This is a genomic window from Nocardia macrotermitis (assembly GCF_009604405.1).
Taxonomy (GTDB): Bacteria; Actinomycetota; Actinomycetes; order Mycobacteriales; family Mycobacteriaceae; genus Nocardia; species Nocardia macrotermitis.
Genome location: NZ_WEGK01000003.1, coordinates 37868 through 64145, shown reverse-complemented (window position 1 = coordinate 64145; position 26278 = coordinate 37868). Strand labels below are relative to the sequence as shown.

The window sequence follows — 26278 nt, the reverse complement described above, 5'->3', positions numbered from 1 at the left end:
GGGGATTTGCTCGCGCTACCGTCTTCATACGGCCCATGTCCCGGCTGTTGAGGAGGACAGATGCGCAAACTGACCTACTACGTTGCCTCGACGATCGACGGATTCATCGCCACCGACGACGGTTCGGTGGATTTCTTCCCCGTCGGCGGTGATCACGTCCCGGTGATCAACGCGCAGTATCCGGAAACCCTGCCCACGAAAGTGCGTGAGGCACTGGGGCTGGACAAACCGGCGGAAACCTTCGACACGGTCCTGATGGGCCGCCGGACGCACGATTTCGGCGTGCGCACCGGCACCTCCAGCCCGTACGCGCACCTGCGTCAGTTCGTGGTGTCCACGACGTTGCCCGAGGATCCCGATCCGGACGTCGAACTCATCGCCGCCGACCCGCTCGCCCGGGTGCGGGCGCTCAAACGTGAACCGGGCCTTGGCATCTGGCTGTGCGGCGGTGGAGAGCTCGCGCAGGCGCTGCTGCCGGAGATCGATCAGGTCTTCCTGAAGTTGCATCCGATCGTGCTGGGCAGCGGGCGGCCGCTGTTCGGTCCGGCGGCGCGGCTGCCCGAGCCGAACCGGTTCCGGGTGCTGACCAGCCGGGTGTTCGAGGACGGCGTGGCCTTCCTCAAATACGTGCGGATCAGATGACACCGGATCCGACGACGCCGGAGCCGGATCCCGTTGCGGCACTTCGGGAGATCGCGTTCTGGATGGAGCGTGAGCGAGCGCGGACGCATCGGGTGAAAGCCTATCGGCGGGCGGCCGACGCGGTGGCGGCGTTGTCGGACGAGGAGTTCGATCGGATTCGGAAAAGCGGTGGCTGGCAGGATATTTCGGGGATCGGGCCGAAGACAGCGGCGGCGATCGCGCAGGCATGTGCCGGACAGGTGCCCGCACGGTTGACCGAATTGCGTTCGGAGGCACGGGTTCTCGCGCCCGAGGGGACCGAGTTGCGTCGGCTGCTGCGCGGGGATCTGCACACGCATTCGGACTGGTCCGACGGCGGCAGCCCGATCGAGGAGATGATGCGCACGGCGATGGCGCTGGGGCACGAATACTGTGCGCTGACCGATCATTCGCCGCGGCTGCGGGTCGCGAACGGGCTCTCGGCCGATCGGCTGCGGCGTCAGCTCGACGTGGTCGCCGAGTTGAACGAGCGACTCGCGCCCTTCCGGATCCTCACCGCCATCGAGGTCGACATCCTCGACGACGGTTCGCTCGATCAGCGCGCGGATCTGCTCGCCGAACTCGACATCGTCGTGGCCAGTGTGCATTCGAATCTGCGGGCGGACAGCGAGACCATGACCCGGCGCATGGTCACCGCGGTCGCGAATCCGGATGTGGACGTGCTCGGACACTGCACCGGGCGGCTGGTGGCAGGTGAGCGGGGGCTGCGGCCGGAGTCGGAGTTCGACGCCGAGTTGGTGTTCGAGGCGTGCCGACGCTTCGGGACGGCCGTGGAGATCAACAGCCGACCCGAACGTCGCGATCCGCCCGGACGGCTGATTCAACTGGCCGTCGAGATGGGGTGTCACTTCTCGATCGATACCGACGCCCACGCGCCGGGGCAGTTGGACTGGCAGGGGTACGGGTGCGCGCGGGCGCTGGCCAACGAGGTGGATCCGGAGCGGATCATCAATACCTGGCCGCTCGAACGGCTGCTGGCGTTCACGGTTTCGTAGTCGCTCAGTGCTGTAGGAGCAGCACCGCGCCCAGCGTGAACATGATCAGCGCGATCACCGAATCCAGTGCGCGCCAAGCGATTCGGCGGGCGAACAGCGGGCCGAGCAGGCGCGCGCCGAAGCCGAGGCAGGTGAACCAGGCGATACTGCCGAACATCGCCCCGGCGGCCAGGAACCAGCGGTACGCGCCCGCGTAGGTGCTGGCGAACGAGCCGAGCAGGACCACGGTGTCCAGGTAGACGTTGGGGTTGAGCCAGGTCATGCCGAGGCAGGTGAGCAGCGTCGCGCCCAGGGCCACCGACGCGCCGGACGGTTCGCCGCTGATCGTCCCCGGCGTCAGGGCCCGCCGCGCCGCCATGATCCCGTAGCCGATCACGAACACCGCGCCCGCGTACCTGGCCACGACCAGGACCGTGGGGGCCGAGCGGATGATCGCACCGAGTCCGGCCACACCCGCGGCGATCAACACCACGTCCGAGATCGCGCAGACCGCCACCACGGCGAGTACGTGTTCGCGGCGGATGCCCTGACGCAGCACGAAGGTGTTCTGCGCACCGATCACCACGATCAGCGAGAGTCCGAAACCCAGGCCCGAGAGGGCGGCCCGCACGGCCGACGACGTATCCACCGGCTCCACGCTAAGTGCGACATATCGGCCAGACCAGCTAATGTTTTTCACCGATCATTACAATTTCTTGATATGGATCTCCAGCTGGACCAGCTCCGGGCCCTGGACGCAGCCGTCGCCGAGGGCACCTTCGAGGCGGCCGCGCGGCGACTGCGCGTCACGCCGTCGGCGATCAGTCAGCGCATCAAGGCGCTCGAACGCGCGGTCGGGCGCATCCTGCTGCAACGGACGAAACCCGTGCGTCCCACCGAATCCGGGCTCGCGGTGTTGCGGCTGGCCCGGCAGATCGAACTGCTGACCGGTGATACCGCCCGCGAACTCGGTGCCGCCGCAAGCGAATCCGAGGACGCGAGCCCGGAGGCCGATCGGCGGGTGCGACTGCCGATCGCGATCAATGCCGACTCGCTGGAGACCTGGGTGCTGCCCGCGCTGTCCGGCGCACCGCCCGGGGTCTGCTTCGAAATCCACCGCGAGGACGAGGAACACACCACCCGGTTGCTGCGCAACGGCACCGTCATGGCCGCCATCACCGCCACCGCCCAGCCCGTGCAGGGCTGCCGGGTGCGTCGGCTGGGCGCAATGCGGTACCGCCCCATGGCAACTCGCGACTTCGCCCGCACCTGGTTTCCCGAGGGCGCGACCGGGCACGCCTTCGCCACGGCCCCGGTGATCGTCTTCGACCGCAACGACGACCTCCAGGACCGTCTGATCCGCCGCCGCACCCGTCGTCCCGTCGACCCACCGCGCCATTACATCCCCGCCACCTCCGGCTACGCCGAGGCCGTCCGCCTCGGCCTCGGCTGGGGCCTGCTCCCCGACCTCCAGATCGGCACCGGCGACTACGCGAAATCCCTGATCCCCCTGGACGATTCCCTACACGTCGACGTCGCCCTCTACTGGCAACAATGGCGTCTGGACTCCCCTGCCCTCACCGCGGTCGCCACCGCCATCGCCGACGCCGCCGCCGAATCCCTGCTCTGAAACGAACCTGCACACCGGCGTTCACCTCCCGTGCCGCCGGACAGAACATGCGTTACCGGGGTTCGTAGTCCGCCGATTCGATGCGAGTTTCGCCGTAGCGGCGGGTGCGCTGCGGGGAAAAGCCTGGGGGCCAGGTGGTTTCGGGGGAACGGGTGGCGCGTTCGACCACGACCAAGGCGTCCGGGTAGAGCCAGTTGTTGGTGGTGAGCGCGGTCAGGTCGGCGGTGATCTGAATGGCATCCAGCGCGTAGGGCGGGTCGGACAGGACCAGGTCGTACGGTTCGGCGGGTGGAGTGGACAGCACGGAAGAGACTGTGCCGGGCCGCAATTCGGCACCCGGCAGCCCCAGATCGGCGATATTGCCGCGCACCACCGCCGCCGCCTTGCGATCGGATTCGACCAGCAGCGCGTGGGATGCGCCGCGGGACAACGCCTCCAGCCCGAGCGCACCCGACCCCGCATACAGATCCAGCACCCGGATACCGTCGAAATCCATTCGGGCGCACAGCATGCTGAACAACGCCTCCCGCACCCGATCCGACGTCGGCCGCGTCCCGGCGGGCGGCACCCGCAACCGCCGCCCACCCGCGACCCCGGCCACGATCCGGGTCACCGCGACACTACTCCGCCAGACACCGGAGCCGATTTCGCTGCGGCCGAAGATATCCCGCCGCGATACACGCCCGGCCCGGGTAGGTTCCCCGGGCAGTCGGATGCCGCGACGATCCCGGTCGGCCCGATATGCGTTCTCCGCGCCCGGCTCGACGTCGTTGCGGCAGGTTCCACCGCGCCCGTCCCGATGCCGTTGCGGCCGAGAATATCCCGCGGCTCGCCACCGAGCGCCACTACCGAATTCCCGCCCGACCGGCCGGAACCGAAGTATCGCACCGCCGCGCGGGCCCGCTGCTGGACCGACGCAGATGCAGGCCGGGACATCCCGGAGCCGACCGCCGGTGGACGGCGGCCGGCGCGGGATGTGCGGTGCGGCAGGTTCACTCGGCGGCGGTCTCGTTCAGGCGGATGTCGACGAGCAGGTCGCCGCCTTCCACCTGCTGGACGCGGCCGATGGCGACGCGGGCCACGGTGCCCGCGCGGGGGGCGGTGATGGCGGCTTCCATCTTCATCGCCTCGATGGTGCCGATGGTGTCACCCGCGGCGATGATGTCGCCCTCGGAGACGACCAGGGTGACCGCACCGGCGAAGGGGGCCGCGATGTGGCCGGGATCGGACTTGTCGGCCTTCTCCGCGGCGGGGATCTCGCTGGCGATCGAGCGGTCGCGCACCGTGATCGGGCGCAACTGGCCGTTCAGGATGCACATCACCGTGCGCATGCCGCGCTCGTCGGGTTCGGAGATGGCCTCCAGGCCGATCAGCAGCGTGACGCCCTTCTCCAACTGAACCCGGTGTTCCTCACCGTGCCGCAGACCGTAGAAGTACTGGTTCGTGGACAGTCGGGAGGTGTCGCCGAACTTCTCGCGGTGCGCGAGGAATTCGGTTGTCGGACCGGGAAACAGCAAGCGGTTCAACGTCCCTCGGCGCAGCCCCGAATCGCCGTTGAGCCCGTCCTCGTCCTGGGCGGTCAGCTCGGTCTCGGGTTTGGCGGGTCCGCGTCCGGCCAGCGCGTGGCTGCGGAACGGTTCGGGCCAGCCGCCCGCCGGGGTGCCGAGTTCCCCACGCAGGAAACCGATCACCGAATCGGGGATGTCGTAGCGCCCCGGATCGGTGGCGAAGTCGTCGACCGCGACCCCGGATCCGACCAGCGACAGCGCCAGATCGCCGACCACCTTCGAGGACGGCGTCACCTTCACCAGACGACCCAGAAGCCGGTCCGCCGCAGCGTATTTCGCCTCCACCTCCTCGAACCGGTCGCCCAGTCCGAGCGCGATGGCCTGCTGCCGCAGATTCGACAGCTGACCGCCCGGGATCTCGTGCTCGTAGACCCGTCCGGTCGGGCTCGGCAGCCCGGATTCGAAGGGCGCGTAGCCCTTTCGCAACGCCTCCCAGTACGGCTCCAGATCGCACACGTGCTGCAGGTTGATCCCGCTGTCGTACGGCGAATTCGCCGCCGCCGCGACGATCGCCGACAGCGCGGGCTGGGAGGTGGTCCCGGCCATCGGCGCGCTCGCACCGTCCACGGCATCCGCACCGGCCTGCCACGCGGCCAGATACGTCGCCAGCTGCCCGCCCGGGGTGTCGTGCGTGTGCACGTGCACCGGCAGATCGAAATTGCTCCGCAACGCCGTGACCAGGGTGTGCGCGGCGGGTGCGCGCAGCAGTCCGGCCATATCCTTGATCGCGATGATGTGCGCGCCCGCCGCGACGATCTGCTCGGCGAGTTTCAGGTAGTAGTCCAGCGTGTACAGATCCTCGTTCGGATCCGACAGATCACCGGTGTAGGACAGCGCGACTTCCGCGATCGTGGTGCCGGTCTCGCGTACCGCGTCGATCGCCGGACGCATCTGATCCACGTTGTTCAACGCGTCGAAGATCCGGAAGATGTCGATACCGGTCGACGCGGCCTCGGAAACGAATGTGCGCGTGACCTTCTCGGGATACGGCGTGTACCCGACAGTATTGCGACCCCGCAGCAGCATCTGCAGGTTGATGTTCGGCACGGCCTCGCGCAACGCCGCCAGCCGCTCCCACGGATCCTCGTGCAGGAATCGCAACGCCACGTCATACGTTGCGCCGCCCCAACATTCGATCGACAGCAGCTCCGGCGTCATCCGGGCCACGTGCCCGGCCACCTGCAACAGGCTGTTGGTGCGCACGCGCGTGGCCAGCAGCGACTGGTGCGCGTCACGGAAGGTGGTGTCGGTCACCGCGATTCCGGGCTGCTCCCGCAGCGCCCGCGCGAAACCCTCGGGGCCCAAACGCAACAGCCGCTGCCGCGACCCGTCCGGCGGTGGCACGGTCAGATCCAGCGCGGGCAGCTTGTCCTGCGGATAGACCGCGGTGGGCCGCTCGCCGTGCGGCTTGTTGACGGTGATGTCGGCCAGATAGTTCAGGATCTTGGTGCCGCGATCGGCCGAACCGCGCTGGGTCAGCAGATGCGGGCGCTCGTCGATGAAGGAGGTGGTGATCCGCCCGGCCCGGAAGTCCGGATCGTCCAGAACCGCTTGCAGGAACGGAATATTCGTGGCCACACCGCGAATCCGGAACTCGGCCACCGCCCGTCGCGCCCGCGCCACTGCGGTCGCGAAATCCCTGCCGCGACAGGTGAGTTTGACCAGCATCGAGTCGAAGTGCGCGGCCACCTCGGCACCCAGATTGGCCCCGCCGTCCAGCCGGATACCGCTGCCGCCCGGGCTGCGGTACGCAGTGATCCGCCCGGTGTCGGGCCGGAATCCGTTGGCCGGATCCTCCGTAGTGATCCGGCACTGCAACGCCGCGCCGTGAATGCTGATCGAATCCTGGCTCAGACCGAGGGATTCCAGCGTCTCCCCGGCCGCGATGCGCAACTGCGCCTGCACCAGATCCACATCGGTGATCTCCTCGGTCACCGTATGTTCCACCTGGATACGGGGATTCATCTCGATGAAGACGTGGTTGCCGCGCTCGTCCAGCAGGAATTCCACGGTACCCGCGCAGCTGTAACCGATCTGCCGCGCGAAGGCCACGGCGTCGGCGCAAATGCGTTCGCGCAGTGCGGGATCCAGATTCGGCGCGGGGGCCAGCTCGATGACCTTCTGATGCCGGCGTTGCAGCGAACAGTCGCGCTCGTACAGGTGGATCACATTGCCGTTGCCGTCGGCCAGGATCTGCACCTCGATGTGGCGGGGGTTGATCACCGCCTGCTCCAGGAACACCGTCGCGTCACCGAAGGCCGATTCGGCCTCGCGCGCCGCGGCCTCGATCGCCTCGCGCAACTGTGCCCGGTCCGCGACCCGCCGCATACCGCGACCGCCACCACCGGCGACGGCCTTGACGAAGATCGGGAATTCCATCGTCTCGGCGGCGGTCAGCAGTTCGGCCACATCCGCCGACGGCGCACTCGAGGCCAGCACCGGCAGCCCGGCGGCGCGGGCGGCGGCGATGGCGCGCGCCTTGTTTCCGGTCAGTTCGAGCACATCGGACGTCGGGCCGATGAACGTGATGCCCTCACGCGCGCAGGCCGCGGCCAGATCGGGATTCTCCGACAGGAATCCGTATCCGGGATAGATCGCGTCGGCCCCGGCGGTCTTGGCGGCCTTGATGATTTCCGGGATCGACAGGTACGCGCGGACCGGATGGCCGGGCACCCCGATCTGATAAGCCTCGTCGGCCTTGAGCCGGTGGACCGAATTGCGATCCTCGTACGGGAACACCGCGACGGTCCCGACGCCGAGTTCGTAGGCGGCACGGAACGCGCGAATGGCGATTTCCCCGCGGTTGGCGACGAGCACTTTGGAGAACATCCGATAAAGGTACCTGCCCGGATACAGCCCTACGCAAACTGTAACGGGTTCGACCGGGCACTCACCGAAGGCCGCCGCGACCGGTGCGCGGACCGACATCGCGGCGACATATCGGTGTGCGTCGAGACGAGATGGCCCGCGCGCGGCTCACGATCGGTTACCTTCGACGGGAGAGCCGTGCGGCCGGGACGAACGCCCATGTGCGTTCGCCCGCTCGCGAGCGTTCGACCACGGACAATTCGCACACTACGCATCAGTAATATCGATCGAATTCGCGGGTACCAAGGATTGTCTTCGGACTTGGCCGGGGATATTGCAATGGTTGCGAATGTCCGTGAGTACCATCTTGCACGTGCGCAAGATGTATGCGGGTGCCCGACTACGGCGTTTGCGCGAGGAACGGCGGATGACGCAGGCCGCCCTGGCAAAGTCCCTCGAGCTCTCGCCCAGCTATCTCAACCAGCTCGAGCGCGATCAGCGGCCGCTCACCATTCCCGTTCTGCTGAAACTGAATTCGACATTCGACCTGGATGTGCAGTTCTTCGCCGCAGACTCCGACGCGCGGCTGGTCTCGGATCTGCACGAGGTGCTGGTCGAGGCCGCGGGTGGAACCGCGCCCCCGGCCGCCGAGGTGGAGGATCTGGCGACCCGGCTACCCGAGGTCGCCAAGACCATCGTCGCCATGCACCGCCGCCTGCGCGCCACCACCGACCAGCTGGATCTGCTGTCGTCCAAGGTCGCGACGCCGACCGGGGCGCCCGGGGTGCCGATGCCGTACGAGGATGTGCGGGACTTCTTCTACGACCACCACAATCACATCGCCCAGCTGGATCTGGCCGCCGAGCAGCTGTTCGACGAGTCGAATCTGACGATCGGCTCGCTGGATCGTCAGCTGGCGCGCGTCGCCGAGGAGCGGGCGCGGGTGACGGTGCTGGTGCGCGGGGACGGGGCCGATCCGGCCATCCCCAAGCGGCATTACGATCCCGACACCCGCACCCTCACGCTGGCGCGGCGGTTGCGTCCGGGGCAGCGGGCTTTCCAGATCGCCACCACGCTGGCCTTTCTGCTGTACGGGCCGCTGCTGGACGAGGTGATCGCCGGGACGCCGTCGCTGACCGGTGAGTCACGCGCGCTGGCCCGGGTCGGGCTGGCCAACTACTTCGCGGGCGCTCTGGTACTGCCGTACGGGAAATTTCTGCGTTCGGCCGAAGAACTTCGGTATGACATCGATCTCCTCGGACTGCGCTTCGAGGTCGGCTTCGAAACGGTCTGTCATCGCCTGAGCACCCTGCAACGGCAGGGACAGCGCGGGGTGCCGTTCTTCTTCGTGCGCACCGATCGCGCCGGGAACATCTCCAAACGCCAGTCCGCCACCGCATTCCACTTCTCCCGCGTCGGCGGCAGCTGCCCGCTGTGGGTGGTGCACGAGGCGTTCGCCAATCCGGGGCGAGTGCTCACCCAGGTCGCCGCCATGCCCGACGGCCGCCGCTACCTGTGGGTCGCGCGTACCACGAATCTCGCGCCGCGCGGATTCAGCACGGCCACAAAGGAGTTCGCGATCGGGCTGGGATGCGATATCGAGTACGCCGACCGGTTGGTCTACTCGCACGGGTTGCAACTGGACGATCCGTCGGCGGCGGTGCCGATCGGCGCGGGCTGCAAGGTGTGCGAGCGTTCCTCCTGCCCGCAACGTGCGTTCCCGCAGATCGGCAGGCCGTTGGCGGTCACCGAGACGACATCGGTAGATCTCCCGTATCCGCGCGCAATTCGCTGACCCTGCTCTCCGTCGCCGAACCGGTTTCACGGCTACAACGCGCCGGCCACGCACGCCCGAATACAGCGATCACACGCCCGGCGACGTCGACCGATCACGACCCCGTATTACTGGTATTCGAGACCCTGACCTGCGCTGTTGCGACGGCCAGCGCCTTCGCTCAGACGTGATCTCCCCGCCCGGTCCTGGTCGCGCCCGCCGAGGCCGCGACGACGCACGCGATACCGGTCCACTGCGGCAGATCCATCTGCTGGCCGAGGACGAGCAGTCCGGCGACGGCGGCCACGGCGGGTTCCAAACTCATCAGCACACCGAACACGCGCGGTGGAATCCGGCGCAGCGCTTCGAGTTCCACCGAATACGGCAGTACCGAGGACAGCATCGCGACACCGAAACCGGCCGCCAGCACCGACGGATGCAGCAGCGCCTTGCCCGCGCCCGCGATGCCGACCGGCGCCATCAGTATCCCGCCGAACGCCATCGCCAACGCCAATCCCCCACCGCCACTGGTCTTCTCACCAAGTTTCGCGCCGAGCAGGATGTATCCGGCCCAGCAGGTCGCCGCGCCCAGCGCGAGCAGCACGCCCACCCACGGCACCTTGCCGCCCGCGCGCATCAGCAACACCACCCCCGCCCCGGCCAGTACCGCCCACACCGGATCGATCCAGCGGCGCGATCCGGCCAGCGCCACCACCAGCGGGCCCAGGAACTCCAGCGTGACGGCCATCCCCAGCGGAATCCGATCGATCGCCTCGTAGAAGGACAGATTCATCAACGCCAGCACCGCGCCGTACCCGAGCACGACCGGCAGCGCCCGGCGTTCGATCCGCAGCGACGACCGCCAGAACACCAGCAGGACAACCCCGGCGAAGAACAATCGCAGACTCACCGCACCGGCAGGCCCGGTCGCCGCGAACAACTCCGTCGCCAGCGCCGCACCGATCTGCACACTGACGATCCCCGCCAACACCAGCAACGTCGGCGGCACCCCACCGAGCCCCTGCCACACCGGCACCCGCGAGAACACCCGCGGCACCGCCCCTCTGCGCACCCGCTCGAAATCGATCGCGACCACCGAACCCGCCTTTCATCCAGCGCCCGCATCCACCGACGCCTTGTCCTGCACCCACCCGGAGCGCAACAGCACCCGATCCGACTCCGGCGCAACGCCAGCCCGGTACCCGAGTGGTAGCCGCCCAACGTTCACGCGGCCAGTACCTGATCCCCACCGACAGTGTCCTCAACGCTCCCATCGATCGGACCCGTCCAAGGCCATATCCACCACCACATCACCCGCAGTGACACCGGACTCCACCCACACCTGGACCACGTCCCCACCTCCACACGATGCCGAGGAGCCATATCCAGGCGACCGACATGCCATCAATCCGCGCGCAGTTTCCGCAGGCCCGCCCACGTAGCGGACCGGCCGAGTCGACTGCCGCAGGCGGCTGGGACTTGGCCAGGTACTCGAGACGTTCGCCGTCTACTGCCGCGCGCATCATTGTGGCGAGGGCCGGGAGGATGATCCAGGCCCGGGTCCGATTCGACGATCTCACGAGCGAGACCACATCCGCCCGCATACCCGGCGTCGGCCCGGCATCCACACACCGTCCAACCCACGACCATCAGGTGGCCTCCCGTCCACGTGATGCCGAGGGCCGCGTCTGGGCAGCCGACATGCCACCAATCCGGGCGGAGTTCGTCCGCGCACCCGCATCACGGACCGGCCGAGCAGACTGCCAGGGCAGCGGTCAGGACTTGGCCAGGTATTCCAGACGTTCGCCGTCTACTGCCGCGCGCATCATCGTGGCCAGGGCCGGGAAGATGATCCAGGCCGGAGTCCGATTCGACGATCTCACGAGCGAGACCACATCCGCCCGCATACCCGGCGTCGGCCCGGCATCCACACACCGTCCAACCCACGACCATCAGTGGCCTCCCGTCCACGTGACGCCGAGGGGCCGCGTCTGGGCAGCCGACATACCACCAATCCGAGCGAGGTTCGTCCGGCGCACCCGCATCACGTAGAGGCCGAGTCGACTTCCGCAGGCGGCTAGGACTTGGCCAGGTATTCCAGACGTTCGCCGTCTACTGCCGCGCGCATCATCGTGGCCAGGCCGGGGTGGCGGGTCAGGCCGGGGTCGGATTCGACGATCTCGCGGGCGAGGTCCTGGGCGGCGGTGATCACCTCGAGGTCGTCGAGGAGGGACAGCAGGCGGAGGGAGCGGGCGGTGCCGGACTGGGCCGAGCCGAGGACGTCGCCCTCGCGGCGTTGTTTGAGGTCCAGGACCGAGAGTTCGAATCCGTCCAGGGTGCCCGCGACCGCCTCCAGGCGGGCCATGGCGGTGCCCATGGGGGAGGTTTCGGTGATGAGCAGGCAGAGGCCGGGGTGTTTGCCTCGACCGACGCGGCCGCGCAGCTGATGCAGCTGGCTCACGCCGAAGCGGTCGGCGTCCACGATCACCATGACGGTCGCATTGGGGACGTCGACGCCGACCTCGACGACGGTGGTGCAGATCAGCACATCGGTGTCGCCGTCGTTGAAGGCGCGCATGACCGCGTCCTTCTCGTCGCTGGGCAGCCGTCCGTGCAGCAGTCCGACCCGGAGTCCGGCGAGGGCACCGGCCGAGAGCGTCTCGAAGACGTCGCGGGCGGCATGCGTGGTCGGCCCCTCCTTCTCCTCCTCGGGTTTCGCCTTGCGCCCCTTGGCTTTCGGCTTGTCCTCCTCCTCGCCGATACGCGAGCACACCACGTACGCCTGACGCCCTTGGCCGACCTCCTCGCGGATCCGCTCCCAGGCCCGGTCCACCCATTTCGGATGCATGCGGGCGGGCACCACGCGGGTGGTGATGGGCGAACGTCCGCGCGGCAGTTCGGTGAGGGTCGAGGTCTCCAGATCGCCGAGGGTGGTCATGGCGATGGTGCGCGGGATCGGGGTCGCGGTCATCACCAGCAGGTGCGGGCTGACACCATCTTTCGCCTTGGCACGCAACGCATCCCGCTGCTCCACGCCGAAGCGGTGCTGTTCGTCGACGATCACCATGCCCAGGTCGAGGAATTCGACGTTGTCCTGGATCAGCGCGTGTGTGCCGATCACGATGCCGGCCTCGCCGGTCACCGCGTCCAGCAGTGCGGCCTTCTTCGTGCTCGTGGACATCGATCCGGTCATCAGCACGACCTTGGTGGCATTGTCGGCCGCGCCCAGCTCACCGGCCGTACCGAGTTCGCCGAGCATGCCGCGCAACGACCGATAGTGCTGGGCGGCAAGGACTTCGGTGGGTGCGAGCAGCGCGCACTGCTGCCCGGCGTCGACCACCTGCAACATCGCGTGCAGCGCGACGATGGTCTTCCCCGAACCGACCTCGCCCTGGAGCAGCCGGTGCATCGGATGCGGGGCCGACAGGTCGTCGGAGATCTCCGCGATCACCTGTTTCTGGCCCGCGGTGAGCTCGAACGGCAGCCGCTTGTCGAATTCCGTTGCGATACCGCCGGTTCGGGGCGGACAGGATTTGGCGACCCGGCCCGCGGCATCGTGGCGACGTTCGGCCAGCACCAGTTGCAACGCCAGCGCCTCGTCGAAACGCAAACGCTCCCTGGCCTGTTCGATATCGGACTTGCGTTCGGGCAGGTGGATCAGGCGCAGCGCGTCCGAGACCGCGAGCAGTTCGCGTTCGGCCCGAAGGTCCTGCGGCAGTGGATCATCGATCGGATCGAGCTGATCGAGCACCTGCCGCACACAGGCCAGCACATCCCAGCTCTGCACCTTCGCGGTGGCCGGATAGACCGGGATGTACTCCCGCTCGAAGAACGAGACGTCAACGCCCTCCGCGCCTTTCGCGCTCTGCGCCAGACCGCGCAGATCGCCGCTGCCGCGCACCGCGGTCAGGTTCTCCACCGACTCCCCGGCCTCGGGCAGGATCAGATACGAGGGATGCGACAGATTCCAGCGATCGGGCCGCCAGTAGTGCACGGTGCCCGACATCATCGCTCGCACACCCTGTTTCACCAGATAGCTCACCTTGTCGCCGTTGAAGAAGGTGATCTCCACCGGCTTCGCGGATCCGGCGTCGAGTTCGACCTTCAGCAGTCGGCCGCGGCGATTCTTCATCGGACGCAGATCGGTTTTCGTCACCACGCCGACGAGCGTGAGGTGCGCGCCCTCCTCCGGAGCCTCCTCGCTCAGCGGCTGCCCCTGGGTGGCGTAGCGCAGCGGGTAGTGCCGCAGCAGATCCTCGACCGTCTGCATGTCGAAGGCGTCGGCCAGGGAGTCGGCCGCTTTCACCCCGAGCACGTGATCGAGCCGGTCCCGCAATGTCGCCATGGTTACTCCACCCCGATCTGCACCAGGTCGACGGGCTGGCCGCCCGCGTAGGCGACCACCTCGACCCCGGGAAATGTCGCTGTGATGTGGTCGGCCAACTCCCCGCCCAGGTCGTCGGGTGCGGCAGCGCCCAGCAGCAGGGTGACCAACTCGCCGCCGAGACCGAGCATCCGGTCCAACAGGGTGCGGGCCGCGACGCGCGGATCGGGATCGATGACCACGACATCGTTGCCGACCAGGCCGAGCCCGTCACCGCGATCACAGGTGCCCACGATGGTCAGCGCCCGTTCGGGGGCGATCCGCAGCGCGCCCCAGCGGGTGCCCGCGGCCGCCTCGGACATGGCGAACGCGTCGTCCACGGCGATCCGGCCGCCATCGTGCACGGCCAGCGCCGCCAGCCCCTGCACCATCGATCCGCTCGGCAACATCAGCACATCACGCGGCACGACCCCGTTGCGGGCGGCCATACCGACCGCGACCAATTCGTGCGCGGCGAGTGCGCCGTTGGGCAGCACCAGCACCTCGCGTTGCGGCATACGCCGGATCGCGGCCAACAGCGCGTCGGCGGTGACCTCACCGTCCAACACACTCGCCCCCGAATCCTCGAACAGCCGTGCCGCCCCCGCGCCCGCCGCCACAGCCAGGATCCCCCGATCCGGAGCACCTTGTGCCACAAGCGGATCAACCGTCAACCCCTCGATACGAATCCGGCTCAACGTGCCCGCGGCCAACCCCGCCTCCACCGCCGCCCCCGCATCCGCACAGTGCACATGCGCCGACCAACCGTCCGCACCATCCCCCACCACGACCACCGAATCCCCCAGCCGCGCAAGCTGTTCCCGCAATTCGTCGATACGCGCCCCGGTCGCCCCGGTCAGCACGTACATCACCTCGTACTGCGGCACCTCCGGATCACCGACCACCGAATGCTCATGCCGCACAACGATTCCAGACTCCCCAGCCGAATCCCCCGCCCAATGCTCCTGCCGCCCTGAGGATTCAGCGAAATTATCCGAAGCTATCGACGGATACTCTTGCCGCACCAGCGATTCAGAAGCATTATCCAGCCACTCCCCGTGCCGTCCAACCGACTCGGGGCCAGCGTCGCGACCCCACCGCGCCGCGGACTCGGGCCCATCGTGCAACCGATCCCCTTGCCGTACAGCTGATTCAACGGTCTCACCGGACCATCCCACCCGCCACGCAGACGATCCGGAGTCCCCACTCGACCGATACACCTGCCGCACCGGAACCTGCCCGGTACTCACCACAACCAACGCATCCAACACCACCAGCAGCCCCCGCGCCCCGGCATCGACAACCCCCGCCGCCCGCAACACCCCCAACTGTGAAGGTGTGTCCCCCAACGCTTTACACGCCCCATCGGCCGCCGCCCGAGCCACCTCCCCCAACCCGGTCTCCGGACATTCCGCCGCCCGATCCGCCGCCGCCTCCAACACACTGAGCATGGTCCCCTCCACCGGCCTGCTCAACGCCGCCCGCACCAACACCGCCGCCCGCCGCAATGCCCCCCGCAGCTTCTCGGCGGTCAACGCCCCACCCCGCACCGCCTCCGCCAACCCGCGCAAAACCTGCGACAGGATAATCCCCGAATTCCCCCGCGCCCCCGCCGTCCCGGCCCGCGCCATCGCGGCAAGCACCGTGCCCGCATCCGCCGGACCGCCCCGGTCCGCATCAACGTCCCGCTCAGCGTGCGGACTCACATCCCCGACCCGCGCACCACCACTGCTCACATCGCCATGGCCGATGTCGTCGCCGGACACCCCGACGTGATCCGCATCATCGCCGAACCGATCACCACCCACGGCGCGTCTGCTCGTATCGCCGCTCCGTTCGTCGCGACGTCCCACACTCCCCTTCGCGATCCCACTCGAATCGTCCTGCCGCGCATCATCTCCGATCGCGGCATCGTCTCCGCACCCTCGTGCCGCATCGTCGTGACGCATCTCGCCACCGACCGCAACCTCACCGCGGACGTCCGCATCGGCATCACGTCGTGACCGCGCGGCGGAATCCAGCGCATCCTCGGCGGCGGTGACGGCGGCGCGCATGGTGGCCAGGAGATTGGTGCCGGTGTCGGCGTCGGCCACCGGGAAGACGTTCAGTGCGTTGATCTCGTCGCGGTGGCGCTCCAGGTCGGTCAGACAGAGCTGTCCCCACTCGACCATCGCGGACCCATCGAGCATCTCCCGGACCCCGGGCACCGTCACCATCCCTTCGCTCCCAGCTGCGACCACGACCTCGGCGACCACCCAGATCCCCCCGCCAGGGTAATCGCCCCCACCGACAACACATCCCCACGGCAGTAATCTCCCGGCCGTCCTACCACCCGGCGGTTCACCTGGACAGCCGACGCACCGACCGCAGGTCGGAGGCGATTGGACATCGATCGGCGTCGGCGGCTACTCTTGCACGGTTGCCTCGCGCGGCCGTCGGTCGGCCGCGTCGCCGACGGTTCCGTCGGCAGGCATTGGACGATACGTTTCCGGATCGGCTGTCTTTCGTGGCAGCGGTCCGCACATGACATGAAGGAGCTCGCGACTATGGCTGCCGTCTGCGACGTCTGCGCCAAGGGCCCCGGCTTCGGTAAGTCGGTTTCGCACTCGCACCGGCGCACCAACCGTCGCTGGAACCCGAACATCCAGACCGTTCGCGCGCAGGTTGCGCCCGGCAACACCCGCCGCATGAACGTCTGCACCTCCTGCCTGAAGGCGGGCAAGGTCGTTCGCGGCTGAGCTGCACGAACCGTTCGTCGACGCCCCGGCACCCGATGAGGGTGGTCCGGGGTGTCGTCGTTTACCCGAGGTGCCGACATGACCACCGACCGCCCCTGGCAGATCACCGAACTGCGCGCCGAACACTGCCACAGCCTCGCCGAATGTCATATCGGCTGCTGGCGTGAGGCATATCGCGGACTGATCCCCGACCACGTCCTGGACGCCTTCGACATCGAGCGCCGCGCCGAGCAGTGGGAACGCATCCAGGCCGCGGTGCAAAAACCGGCCGTGATTCTCGTCGCCCTCGTCGACGACATCGTCGTCGGCTTCGCGGGCATCCGCGCGCTCGACGAGGCGCCCGAGGACCGGGAACTGAACGCGATGTACGTCCGATCCGCCTGGTACGGCACCGGTCTGGCACACGAACTGATGCGCGAACTCCTGGACGTCCACCGGAACACGACCCTCTGGGTCTTCGAGGAGAATCCCCGAGCCCGGGCCTTCTATCGCAAATACGGTTTCGAACTCGACGGCGCCCGGCGGGCCGAACGCTTCTCCCCCAGCATCGAGGTCCGGATGCTGCGCCCGGCCGATGCGGCCCCTGCCCGGTAGGACAGGTCACACCGCCGGGCGCTGCGCCACCACCGGACTACTTACCGCCGCCCAGGCACTGGACGTTGGCACTGATGCTCTGAACGGCGCACAGGCCGAACGCGTTGACATTCGACGACAGCGAGGCCGACCCTGTCTGCGGGTCGTACAGCGCCAGCACCGGCGCGGCCTGCTCGGTGTTCGCGGGTGCGGCCGGGACCTGTTCCAGCGGAATGGTCTTGGCCTGTGCCGCAACCGGCGCCCCCATGATGGCCGCTCCGGCGGCGACGGTCACGATGGCACCGCGCACGGACTTGATCTGCATGCATCTGCTCCTACTGTGATGAGTTCGAACACCGGTCACGGCAGCTGCCAGTCGACCGGGGCGGCACCCAATGTACCCAGCAATTCGTTGGTGCGGGAGAACGGCTGGGATCCGAAGAATCCACGGGAGGCCGACAGCGGTGAGGGATGGGCCGATTCGATGGACGGCACCGACCCCAGCATCGGCTTCAAGGTGGACGCGTCGCGGCCCCACAGGATCGCCACCAGCGGCTGATTCCGCGCGACGAGGGCGCGAATCGCCTGCTCGGTCACCGCTTCCCAGCCCTTGCCGCGATGCGAGGCGGGCTGCCCGGGCGAGACGGTGAGCACCCTGTTCAGCATCAGCACACCCTGATCCGACCACGGCGACAGATCACCGCAGGACGGCGTCGGAAAACCCAGATCGCGCGAGTACTCGGAGAAGATGTTCGCCAGACTGCGCGGCACCGGCGAGACCTCGGGCGCGACCGAAAAGCTCAGGCCCATCGCATGTCCCGGCGTCGGATAGGGATCCTGGCCGACGATCAGCACCCGCACCTTGTCGAACGGACGCTGGAACGCGCGTAGCACGTTCTCGCCCTTGGGCAGATAGCCGCGCCCGGCATCGTTCTCCGCGCGCAGGAATTCGCCCATGGCCGTTATCCGATCGGCCACCGGCTCCAATGCCTCGGCCCAGCCCGAATCGATGATCTCCGGCAGTGATTTCGCACCCATGTCGGACCAACTTAGTGTGGGCCGATTCACCGCGAAAGGTCACCTACCCTCGGCGAAGGATTCCCAACCGCCCGGTCCGGACCAGCGCGCGCCGTCGACGGTGATTCCGGTCCCCTCGTCGACCCGGCCGACGCGCCGCCACCCGTCCGGAAGTTCCTGTCCCGCAGCGAATGTGGCCGCGAAGGCGTGATCCTCCCCGCCGGTGAGGATCCAGTGCAGCGGATCCGCGCCGAGCTCGCGGGCGACCGGATCCAGTTCCGTGTCGCGCACCGCGGCGGTGTCGAGATCGATAGCGACGCAGGAGGATTCGGCGATATGCCCGACGTCGGCGAGCAGTCCGTCGGAGACGTCGGTCAGCGAGGTGATCGGGAGATCCTCCGGCAGGTCCAGCACGGCCCGATACGGCGGCTGCGGAACCCGGTGTGCGGCAACCACACCGGGGAAACTCCCCGGGTCCAGGCCCGCGCCCAGAACGGCCAGCCCCGCCGCGGACCAGCCGAGCCGACCGGCGACCGCGACCACATTCCCCCGCCGCGCGCCCGACAACAGCACCGGAGCCCGGCGCGGATCGCCGAACGCGGTCACCGAGACGATCAGCAGCGGCGCGCGCACCACGTCACCACCTGCGATCGAGGCCCCCACCCGGCCCGCCTCGGCCCACATCCCCTCGGCGAAGCCGTCCACGAACGCCACCGGGGTATCGGCCGGGCAGCCGAAGGACACCACGAAACCGGTCGGCGCGGCACCCATCGCCACCACGTCGGCGGCGTTCTGCGCGATCGCCTTGGCCCCGATATCGCACGGACTCGACCAGTCCAGCCGGAAGTGCCGGTCCTGCACCAGCATGTCGGTGCTGACCACGAATCGCCCGTCCGGCGCGGCGAGCACCGCGGCATCGTCACCCGGACCCAGCAGCACGGCCGGAACCTGGGTGCGCCCGGCGTTCAGTCGCGCGATGAGTCCGAACTCGCCCAGTTCACGCACCGTTCGCGGGCTGGTATCAGTGATGGCCGTCTCCTTTCCCGAACCGCGCCGCAGGCGCCGGGCCCCCGTGACGCTACCCTCGGACCCGAAACCAACCACCACCAGCCAGGATCCGGCACCGAGACGAGTGGAGCAGATCTCCGGGATGAGCAGCGAAACGGAACGGCCGGACGCGTCGGCGCCCGATTCCACGAAATCCGACTCCACGAGCGCGGACTCCACGAGCGCCGACCGCTACAGCTACGAGCCCGAGGACACCCGGCGCTCCCCGGCGCTGATCGCGACCGCCGTCGCCCTCCCGGTCGCACTGATCGTCGCGGTCCTGGCCATCGCGGTTTTCACCCGGGGCCACCAGACGCGCGACCCGCTCGCGCTGGGCTCGGTCCCGCAACCGCAGGCCACCGGTCAGGCGTGCACCACCCTGCTCCCGGCCCTGCCGTCGAGCCTGGGCAACTACACCCGAGCCGAGCTGGCCAAACCCGCCCCGCCCGCGACCGTGGGCTGGCAACTGCCCGAGGGCGGTGACCCCATCGTGTTGCGCTGCGGCCTGGATCGTCCGGCGGAATTCGTCAAATCCGCTGCGTTGCAAGTGATCAACGGCGTCAACTGGTTCGAGGTCCGCGATCCGGCCAGCGGCGTGACCTCGGGCACCTGGTACGTCGTGGACCGCGGCACCTACATCGCGGTCACCATGTCCGACAAGGCCGGACCGACTCCGCTGCAAGATCTTTCGAACGTGGTCGCCAAGGCGCTCCCGTCCCGCCCGATCGATCCCGCACCACTCCCGAACTGACGCCCCGGGAACTCAGCGCAGCCCGGTACCGCGGGCGAGGGCGGTCTCGATCAGCGTGCTGACCAACGCGCCGTTGTCTATCCCCGTTGCCGCCCACATCCGCGGGTACATCGAGATCGCGGTCATTCCGGGCATGGTGTTGATCTCGTTGATCACCGGGCCGTCGTCGGTGATGAAGAAATCCACGCGGGAAAGGCCCTGGCAGTCCAGCGCGCGGAACGCCCGCACCGCGAGCTCCCGGATCTCCAGTGCCACATCGTCGTTCAGCTTCGCCGGGATGTCGAACTCGCACACGTCGTCGAGGTATTTGGTGTCGAAGTCGTAGAAGTCCGGCGCGTCCGAGGCCAGCTCCGGCATCCGAATCTCTGCCGGCACACTGGCTTCCACCCGGCCGTCCGGGAATTCCAGTACGCCGCACTCGACTTCGCGTCCACTGATCGCCGCCTCGATGATCACCTTCGGATCGTGCAGGCGCGCGGTGGCGATCGCCTCGTCCAGCCGATCCCAGCTGTCCACCTTGGTGATGCCGATAGAGGAACCGCCGCGCGCGGGCTTCACGAACGCGGGCAATCCGAGCCGTGCGCGATCCGCCTCGCTCAACGTCGCCGTCCCGGGCCGCAGGACGACGTGATCGCCGACCGGAATACCTTCGGCGGCAAAGAGTTTCTTCATGAACTCCTTGTCCATCCCGGTGGCGCTGGCGAGCACGCCGGGCCCGACGTACGGCAGACCCGCCATCTCCAGCAGCCCCTGCACGGTGCCGTCCTCACCGAACGCGCCGTGCAGCACCGGGAACACCACCTCGAGCGCGCCGGGGCCGTTCGCCGAACCGTCCAGCGGCAGCAGACTGCCACCTCGGGTCGGATCCGCGGCCAGCACCAGTTCGGTACCGGACCGGTCGATCGAGGGCCGATCGGCGATGGCGAACGTCGCAGCCTCGTCACCGCTCAGCACCCAGGTCCCGTCGTGGGTGATCCCGACCGGCACCGCCTCGTACCGTTCGGGGTCCAGATTGCGTAGCACGAAACCCGCCGACACACAGGACACCGCGTGCTCGTTGCTGCGGCCGCCGAAGACGACACCGACCCGAATCCGGTTATTCATGCCCCGAACCTACCCGGACAGCGCGGTTTCAATCATTCCGGCTTCATCGACCGCCCGAGCAGCCGCCCGACCGCGTCGGCCACCGACAATCCCTCGTGACACACCTGATGCACCGAGGTCGTCAGCGGCATCTCCACCCCGTGTCGTTCGGCCAGCGCCCGGATCGAGGTGCAGGACTTGACGCCCTCGGCCACCTGACCGTGAGTCGCCTGCTGCGCGGCCTCCATGGATCCACCCGTACCCAGCACGTGCCCGAACGACCGGTTGCGCGAGAGCGGCGAGGTGCAGGTGGCGACCAGATCGCCGACCCCGGCGAGTCCGGCCAGGGTCACCGGATTCGCCCCCAGCGCGACGCCGAGCCGGATGATCTCGGCCAGCCCCCGGGTGATCAGACTCGCGACGGTGTTGTCGCCCAGACCCATTCCCGAGGCGATACCGCAGGCCAGCGCGATGACGTTCTTGCAGGCGCCGCCGATCTCGCAGCCGACCACATCGGTGTTGGTGTAGGGCCGGAAATAACCGGTGGCACACGAGTTCTGCACCGCCTCCGCCCGCGCGTAGTCCCCGCAGGCGATCACCGAGGCGGCGGGTTGCTCGGCGGCGATCTCGCGCGCCAGATTCGGTCCGGACAGCACCGCGATCCGGTCCGGATCCGCGCCGGTGACCTCCGCGATCACCTCGCTCATCCGCAGCAGCGTGCCGGTCTCGATGCCCTTGGCCAGACTCAGCAGCGTGGCGTCGGGCCCGATCGCGGGCAGCCAGTTCTCGAGATTGCCGCGCAGCGACTGCGACGGGACGGCCAGCACCACGATCTGCGCGCCGTCCAGGGCCGCCAGACAGTCGTCGGTGGCCCGCACCCCGTCCAGACGCGCGTCGGGCAGATAATCCGGATTGCGATGCTCGGTGGCCAGTACGCGGGCCACCTCGGGCCGCCGGGCCCACATCGTCACCTCGGTACCCGCGTCGTTCAACACCTTCGCGAATGCGGTGCCCCACGATCCCGCACCCATCACTGCCGCCCTAGTCACCAGACCGATATTGCCATTCGTTCGCGGATTCGCGTCGCAATACCGGTGGTCATGACCCCCACCACATTGCCGGACATGCAACGATGGGCGCATGCGTCCGGATGCCGTCCACGCCGTGATCGCGGTGAAGAACCTCGAGCGCGCCAAGAGCCGACTCGCCGAAATTCTGGCACCCGCCGATCGGTCGCGTCTGGTGCTGGCCATGCTGTCGGACACCGTGCACGCGGCCCTGGCGGCGGGTATCGGCTCGGTCACCGTCGTCACCCCCGACGCCGACGTGGCAGCGGCGGTGCACGCGCTGGGCGCGGCGACCCACCCCGATCCGGGCGCGGCCACCGACCCCCTCAACGCCGCCCTCGCCGCCGCGGCCACGGCGGTGCGCGAGCGGCACGGCGCGGTGGAACTGCTTGCGTTGCAGGCGGATCTGCCCGCACTGCGCCCGGCCGAACTCACCGATATGCTGGCCGCCGCACCCACGACCGGACGCGCCCTGATCGCCGACCACACCGGGGAGGGCACCGCCGCCCTGCTCGTCTGCGATCCGCACACCCCGCTGACACCGCTGTTCGGCCCGAATTCCGCTCGCCGCCATGCCGACTCGGGCGCGAAGGACCTCGACGGCGACTGGCCCGGCCTGCGCCTGGACGTGGACACACCCGCGGATCTGCGGGCCGCGGCGGATGTCGGCCTCGGCCCGGCCACGACCGCGCTCCTGCGCGACATCGGCTGGCCGCAACCTGTTCACACGGATCTCATACGGAGGTGCGACGCGGGTCATATGTGTGCTAGATGATCGCCAGACCTGCGTCGAGGGTCGGCAACCAGCGGTGCCGGTCGCGGTGCCGCTCAGATATTGAGGGAAGATCGTGAGTGTGATCGAACCTGCGGGCGAACCAGCAGCACAGCCTGCGTCGAGCAGGTTACGACCGAGCGCAGCGAGGTGATGGTGTGAGTGATACAGAAATCGTCCAGCAGCAACAGCCGAGGTTACCGGCGGCCCCACCGGCCGCCGCGCCACCACCGGGAAGTGCTACCGCATCACAGTTGCCAGCAGATCGCTATCTCAATCGAGAACTGAGCTGGCTGGACTTCAACGCGCGGGTGCTGGCCCTGGCCGAGGACCACTCCGAACCGTTGCTGGAGCGCGCGAAGTTCCTGGCGATCTTCGCCTCCAACCTCGACGAGTTCTACATGGTCCGGGTCGCCGGGCTGAAACGTCGTGCCACAGCGGGACTCTCGGTGCGTTCGGCCGACGGCCTGTCCCCCACCGAACAGCTGGAGCTGATCGCCGCGGCCACCCAGGAGCTGGCCTCCCGGCACGCCCGCGTCTTCCTCGACGAGGTGCAGCCCGCCCTGGTCGAACAGGGTATCGCGATCATCGGCTGGTCCGATCTGGACGACGACGAACGCCGCCGCCTCTCGGGCTACTTCCAGGATCAGGTCTTCCCGGTGCTGACCCCGCTGGCCGTGGACCCCGCCCACCCGTTCCCCTACATCAGCGGCCTGAGCCTGAACCTCGCTGTGACGGTGAAGGATTCCGACAACGGCGGTGAGCACTTCGCGCGGGTCAAGGTGCCCGACAACGTGGACCGCTTCGTGCGCGTGCGCCGCAGCACCCCGGCCATCGCGAGCCGCAATGCCGCAGTGCGCGAAGGTGATCCGGCGGTGACGAACCTGGCCGCGTTCCTGCCGATGGAGGATCTGATCGCGGCGCACCTCGATCAGCTGTTCCCGGGAATGGATGTGGTGGAACACCATTCGTTCCGGATCACCCGCAACGCGGACTTCGAGGTGGACGAGGACCGCGACGAGGATCTGCTCCAGGCCCTCGAGCGCGAACTCGCCCGCCGACGCTTCGGATCCCCGGTGCGCCTGGAGGTTTCCGACGACATGACCGAGCACATGCTCGATCTGCTGCTGCGCGAACTCGACGTGGACCCGGGCGATGTCATCCAGGTGCCGGGCCTGCTGGATCTGTCCTGCCTGTGGCAGGTGTACGGGGTGGACCGGCCCGCGCTCAAGGACGCGCCCTACGTGCCGACCACGCCGCCGGCCTTCGGTGAAAGGGAAACGCCCCGAAACGTTTTCGCCGCCCTGCGCGAGGGCGACGTGCTGGTGCACCACCCGTATGACTCGTTCTCCACCAGCGTGCAGCGGTTCATCGAACAGGCCGCCGCGGATCCGCAGGTGCTGGCGATCAAGCAGACGCTGTACCGCACCTCCGGTGACTCCCCGATCGTCAACGCGCTGATCGACGCCGCCGAGGCCGGTAAGCAGGTCGTGGCACTGGTCGAGATCAAGGCCCGCTTCGACGAGCAGGCCAACATCAAGTGGGCCCGCGCGCTGGAACAGGCGGGCGTGCACGTGGTCTACGGCCTGATCGGCCTCAAGACGCACTGCAAGACCTGCCTGGTGGTGCGTCGCGAGGGCGCGACCATCCGCCGCTACTGCCACATCGGCACCGGCAACTACAACCCGAAGACCGCGCGACTATACGAGGACGTCGGATTACTCACCGCCGCACCGGAAATCGGCGCGGACCTGACCGACCTGTTCAACTCGCTGACCGGATACTCGCGCAAGGCCACCTACCGGAATCTGCTCGTCGCCCCGACCGGGGTGCGGGCCGGGATCATCGAGCGCATCGAGCGCGAGGTCGAACTCGCCGCACAGGGTCAGCCCGCGCGAATTCGTATGAAGGCCAACGCGATCGTCGACGAGCAGGTCATCGACGCGCTGTACCGGGCCTCGCAGGCCGGGGTGCCGGTGCAGATCGTGGTGCGCGGTATCTGCGGACTGCGCCCGGGTGTGCCCGGGATGAGCGAGAACATCGAGGTGCGTTCGATTCTCGGGCGCTACCTGGAACATTCGCGTGTCATGCATTTCCAGGCGCAGGATCAGTTCTGGATCGGCAGCGCCGACATGATGCACCGCAATCTGGACCGGCGCGTGGAGGTCATGGCGCAGGTCAAGGATCCCAAGCTGTGCGAGCAGCTGACGGTGATGTTCGATTCGGCGCTGTACCCCACCACGCGCTGCTGGACCCTGTCCGCGGACGGCACCTGGCAGGCCCGTCCGACCCCGGAAGAGGTCGCCGAGCTCGGCGAGCAGGTGCGCGACCATCAGGAATTCCTCATGCGGCTGCGTCGCCCGGATCAGCAGTGAGCCGTTCGGCGACACAGGATTCCGGCTCCGTCCGGTATCCCGACCCTCGGGTCACCGCCAACATTCTCGCCGCCGGCGCCGTGGTGTGGCGTCGGCGGCGGGACGGTGCCATCGAGGTGGCGGTGGTGCACCGCCCGAAATACGACGACTGGTCCCTGCCGAAGGGAAAGCTCGACCCGGGCGAGACCGCGATGCTCGCGGCGGTGCGCGAGGTGGCCGAGGAAACCGGCCTGAGCACGCGCCTGGGCCGTTATCTGGGCAAGGTCACCTATCCCATACCCGGACACCGGAAACTCAAGCGGGTGGACTACTGGTCCGCGCGCATCGACGAGGGTGAGTTCGTCGTCAATTCCGAGGTCGACCGGTTGCGGTGGCTCGGCATGGACGAGGTCATGGACGCGCTCTCGTATCCGATGGACCGCACCATCGTGCGCAATTTCCTGCGGTACCCGCCGGACACCGCGACGCTGCTGTTGGTGCGGCACGCCAAGGCCGGACATCGAGATCGCTTCTCCGGCCCCGATTCCGAACGCCCCCTGGACAAACACGGTGTGGCCCAAACGCGGGTCCTGACGCCGAATCTGGCGGCCTTCGGCCCCGCCGAGGTCTACTCGGCTCCACCCCTTCGCTGTGTGCAGACTGTGGAACCGCTGGCACGCGAACTCGGCGTCGAGATCGGCATCGAGCCGACGATGTCCGAAACCTCTTATGCCACAGCGCCGGACGCAGCCCTGCGACGGATCCGGGAACTGGTGTCGCGGGACACCGTGCGCGTTATCTCCAGTCAGGGCAAGGTGATTCCGCCGCTGCTGGCCGCCTGGGCCGAAATCGACGGTGTCACACTGCCTCCCGCGCGTAACCGCAAGGGCAGCGCCTGGGTGCTGTCGGTGGCCGACGGACGGTTGGTCGCCGCCGACCATCTCGACAAGGCATTGCACACGCATCGAGGCAGGCATCCGGCCTGAGGCTCAGGTAGAGCCTCAGCTTGTGCCCACAACCGAAATCCCCTCGCCGACAGACGAAATCGGCCCCGGCCTGTGGAGGCCGGGGCCGATCT

At 68.3% G+C, this 26278-nt stretch carries 21 protein-coding genes; 10 read left to right on the top strand and 11 right to left on the bottom strand.

Annotated features, from left to right (window positions below; genetic code table 11):
- Positions 1-60 precede the first annotated feature (60 nt).
- Together NRB20_RS07465 and NRB20_RS07460 are read left to right on the top strand one after the other, a co-directional pair.
- Positions 61-642, top strand: coding sequence for a dihydrofolate reductase family protein (locus tag NRB20_RS07465; protein WP_153408950.1), 582 nt, complete (start codon positions 61-63; stop codon positions 640-642).
- Positions 639-1676 carry a PHP domain-containing protein gene (locus NRB20_RS07460; protein ID WP_153408948.1) on the top strand — a complete coding sequence of 346 codons (1038 nt, stop codon included), beginning with the start codon at positions 639-641 and terminating at the stop codon, positions 1674-1676. Before NRB20_RS07465 ends, NRB20_RS07460 begins: the two co-directional genes overlap by 4 nt.
- A gap of 4 nt (positions 1677-1680) precedes the next feature.
- Here NRB20_RS07460 and NRB20_RS07455 read toward each other — a convergent pair whose 3' ends face one another.
- The gene (locus tag NRB20_RS07455; RefSeq protein ID WP_319944596.1) at positions 1681-2304 is read right to left on the bottom strand and encodes a LysE/ArgO family amino acid transporter; all 624 of its coding nucleotides are present in this window, start codon (positions 2302-2304) and stop codon (positions 1681-1683) included.
- Between the two features lie 72 nt (positions 2305-2376).
- On the opposite strand from NRB20_RS07455, the gene NRB20_RS07450 reads away from it, so the two are divergent.
- Entirely contained in the window at positions 2377-3285 is a 909-nt protein-coding gene (locus tag NRB20_RS07450; protein ID WP_153408946.1) for a LysR family transcriptional regulator ArgP, read from the top strand.
- 52 nt (positions 3286-3337) lie between these two features.
- Here NRB20_RS07450 and rsmD read toward each other — a convergent pair whose 3' ends face one another.
- Both rsmD and NRB20_RS07440 read right to left on the bottom strand, forming a co-directional pair.
- Positions 3338-3898: a 16S rRNA (guanine(966)-N(2))-methyltransferase RsmD gene (rsmD, locus tag NRB20_RS07445; RefSeq protein ID WP_319944595.1), complete on the bottom strand. Its 561-nt coding sequence runs from the start codon at positions 3896-3898 to the stop codon at positions 3338-3340.
- 379 nt (positions 3899-4277) lie between these two features.
- On the bottom strand, positions 4278-7682 hold the full coding sequence (locus NRB20_RS07440) for a pyruvate carboxylase (protein WP_153408942.1): 3405 nt from the start codon (positions 7680-7682) through the stop codon (positions 4278-4280).
- 352 nt (positions 7683-8034) lie between these two features.
- Between NRB20_RS07440 and NRB20_RS07435 the strand changes: the two genes are divergently transcribed.
- A complete protein-coding gene (locus NRB20_RS07435; protein ID WP_319944692.1) occupies positions 8035-9456 on the top strand; it encodes a short-chain fatty acyl-CoA regulator family protein in 1422 nt (473 codons plus the stop codon).
- Between the two features lie 160 nt (positions 9457-9616).
- Here the strand turns inward: NRB20_RS07435 and NRB20_RS07430 are convergent, their stop codons facing one another.
- The 3 genes from NRB20_RS07430 to NRB20_RS07420 form a co-directional block, all read right to left on the bottom strand.
- Complete coding sequence (locus NRB20_RS07430; RefSeq protein WP_319944594.1) at positions 9617-10531, bottom strand: EamA family transporter; 915 nt, start codon at positions 10529-10531, stop codon at positions 9617-9619.
- A 981-nt stretch (positions 10532-11512) separates the two neighbouring features.
- Complete coding sequence (recG, locus tag NRB20_RS07425) at positions 11513-13780, bottom strand: ATP-dependent DNA helicase RecG (protein ID WP_153408940.1); 2268 nt, start codon at positions 13778-13780, stop codon at positions 11513-11515.
- Between the two features lie 2 nt (positions 13781-13782).
- Positions 13783-15969, bottom strand: a complete 2187-nt coding sequence (locus NRB20_RS07420) for a DAK2 domain-containing protein (protein ID WP_227833348.1) — start codon at positions 15967-15969, stop codon at positions 13783-13785.
- Between the two features lie 375 nt (positions 15970-16344).
- On the opposite strand from NRB20_RS07420, the gene rpmB reads away from it, so the two are divergent.
- Both rpmB and NRB20_RS07405 read left to right on the top strand, forming a co-directional pair.
- Complete coding sequence (rpmB, locus tag NRB20_RS07410; RefSeq protein WP_011210730.1) at positions 16345-16536, top strand: 50S ribosomal protein L28; 192 nt, start codon at positions 16345-16347, stop codon at positions 16534-16536.
- Positions 16537-16614: 78 nt separating this feature from the next.
- Complete coding sequence (locus NRB20_RS07405; protein ID WP_153408938.1) at positions 16615-17130, top strand: GNAT family N-acetyltransferase; 516 nt, start codon at positions 16615-16617, stop codon at positions 17128-17130.
- Positions 17131-17167: 37 nt separating this feature from the next.
- On the opposite strand, the gene NRB20_RS07400 is transcribed toward NRB20_RS07405, so the two are convergent.
- Genes NRB20_RS07400 through NRB20_RS07390 form a run of 3 tightly spaced genes read right to left on the bottom strand, consistent with a single transcriptional unit; the run spans position 17168 to position 19155 of the window.
- A complete protein-coding gene (locus NRB20_RS07400; protein ID WP_153408936.1) occupies positions 17168-17434 on the bottom strand; it encodes a hypothetical protein in 267 nt (88 codons plus the stop codon).
- Positions 17435-17469: 35 nt separating this feature from the next.
- A complete protein-coding gene (locus NRB20_RS07395; protein ID WP_153408934.1) occupies positions 17470-18147 on the bottom strand; it encodes a uracil-DNA glycosylase in 678 nt (225 codons plus the stop codon).
- Positions 18148-18186: 39 nt separating this feature from the next.
- Positions 18187-19155 carry a thiamine-phosphate kinase gene (locus NRB20_RS07390; protein WP_319944691.1) on the bottom strand — a complete coding sequence of 323 codons (969 nt, stop codon included), beginning with the start codon at positions 19153-19155 and terminating at the stop codon, positions 18187-18189.
- Positions 19156-19276: 121 nt separating this feature from the next.
- Here NRB20_RS07390 and NRB20_RS07385 point away from each other — a divergent pair, with 121 nt between their 5' ends.
- Positions 19277-19924, top strand: a complete 648-nt coding sequence (locus NRB20_RS07385) for a DUF3515 domain-containing protein (protein WP_153408932.1) — start codon at positions 19277-19279, stop codon at positions 19922-19924.
- Positions 19925-19936: 12 nt separating this feature from the next.
- Here the strand turns inward: NRB20_RS07385 and NRB20_RS07380 are convergent, their stop codons facing one another.
- Both NRB20_RS07380 and NRB20_RS07375 read right to left on the bottom strand, forming a co-directional pair.
- Positions 19937-21028 carry a D-alanine--D-alanine ligase family protein gene (locus tag NRB20_RS07380; protein ID WP_153408930.1) on the bottom strand — a complete coding sequence of 364 codons (1092 nt, stop codon included), beginning with the start codon at positions 21026-21028 and terminating at the stop codon, positions 19937-19939.
- 32 nt (positions 21029-21060) lie between these two features.
- A complete protein-coding gene (locus NRB20_RS07375) occupies positions 21061-22056 on the bottom strand; it encodes an NAD(P)H-dependent glycerol-3-phosphate dehydrogenase (protein WP_319944593.1) in 996 nt (331 codons plus the stop codon).
- Positions 22057-22147: 91 nt separating this feature from the next.
- Between NRB20_RS07375 and cofC the strand changes: the two genes are divergently transcribed.
- The 3 genes from cofC (at position 22148) to NRB20_RS07360 (ending at position 26186) form a co-directional block, all read left to right on the top strand.
- Positions 22148-22849, top strand: a complete 702-nt coding sequence (cofC, locus tag NRB20_RS07370) for a 2-phospho-L-lactate guanylyltransferase (RefSeq protein ID WP_153408929.1) — start codon at positions 22148-22150, stop codon at positions 22847-22849.
- Positions 22850-23004: 155 nt separating this feature from the next.
- Positions 23005-25221, top strand: coding sequence for an RNA degradosome polyphosphate kinase (locus NRB20_RS07365; RefSeq protein ID WP_319944592.1), 2217 nt, complete (start codon positions 23005-23007; stop codon positions 25219-25221).
- Complete coding sequence (locus tag NRB20_RS07360) at positions 25218-26186, top strand: NUDIX hydrolase (protein ID WP_319944591.1); 969 nt, start codon at positions 25218-25220, stop codon at positions 26184-26186. Before NRB20_RS07365 ends, NRB20_RS07360 begins: the two co-directional genes overlap by 4 nt.
- The last annotated feature ends 92 nt before the right edge of the window (positions 26187-26278 follow it).

What these genes read in the sequence shown, in the direction of transcription:
- NRB20_RS07395 (WP_153408934.1), bottom strand. Translation starts at nt 18,147, where the DNA reads ATGGGTGCGAAATCACTGCCGGAGATCATCGATTCGGGCTGGGCCGAG.
- NRB20_RS07380 (WP_153408930.1), bottom strand. Translation starts at nt 21,028, where the DNA reads ATGAATAACCGGATTCGGGTCGGTGTCGTCTTCGGCGGCCGCAGCAAC.
- rpmB (WP_011210730.1), top strand. Translation starts at nt 16,345, where the DNA reads ATGGCTGCCGTCTGCGACGTCTGCGCCAAGGGCCCCGGCTTCGGTAAG.
- NRB20_RS07400 (WP_153408936.1), bottom strand. Translation starts at nt 17,434, where the DNA reads ATGCAGATCAAGTCCGTGCGCGGTGCCATCGTGACCGTCGCCGCCGGA.
- NRB20_RS07385 (WP_153408932.1), top strand. Translation starts at nt 19,277, where the DNA reads ATGAGCAGCGAAACGGAACGGCCGGACGCGTCGGCGCCCGATTCCACG.
- NRB20_RS07440 (WP_153408942.1), bottom strand. Translation starts at nt 7,682, where the DNA reads ATGTTCTCCAAAGTGCTCGTCGCCAACCGCGGGGAAATCGCCATTCGC.
- NRB20_RS07420 (WP_227833348.1), bottom strand. Translation starts at nt 15,969, where the DNA reads ATGGTCGAGTGGGGACAGCTCTGTCTGACCGACCTGGAGCGCCACCGC.
- NRB20_RS07405 (WP_153408938.1), top strand. Translation starts at nt 16,615, where the DNA reads ATGACCACCGACCGCCCCTGGCAGATCACCGAACTGCGCGCCGAACAC.
- cofC (WP_153408929.1), top strand. Translation starts at nt 22,148, where the DNA reads ATGCGTCCGGATGCCGTCCACGCCGTGATCGCGGTGAAGAACCTCGAG.
- NRB20_RS07460 (WP_153408948.1), top strand. Translation starts at nt 639, where the DNA reads ATGACACCGGATCCGACGACGCCGGAGCCGGATCCCGTTGCGGCACTT.
- NRB20_RS07465 (WP_153408950.1), top strand. Translation starts at nt 61, where the DNA reads ATGCGCAAACTGACCTACTACGTTGCCTCGACGATCGACGGATTCATC.
- recG (WP_153408940.1), bottom strand. Translation starts at nt 13,780, where the DNA reads ATGGCGACATTGCGGGACCGGCTCGATCACGTGCTCGGGGTGAAAGCG.
- NRB20_RS07450 (WP_153408946.1), top strand. Translation starts at nt 2,377, where the DNA reads ATGGATCTCCAGCTGGACCAGCTCCGGGCCCTGGACGCAGCCGTCGCC.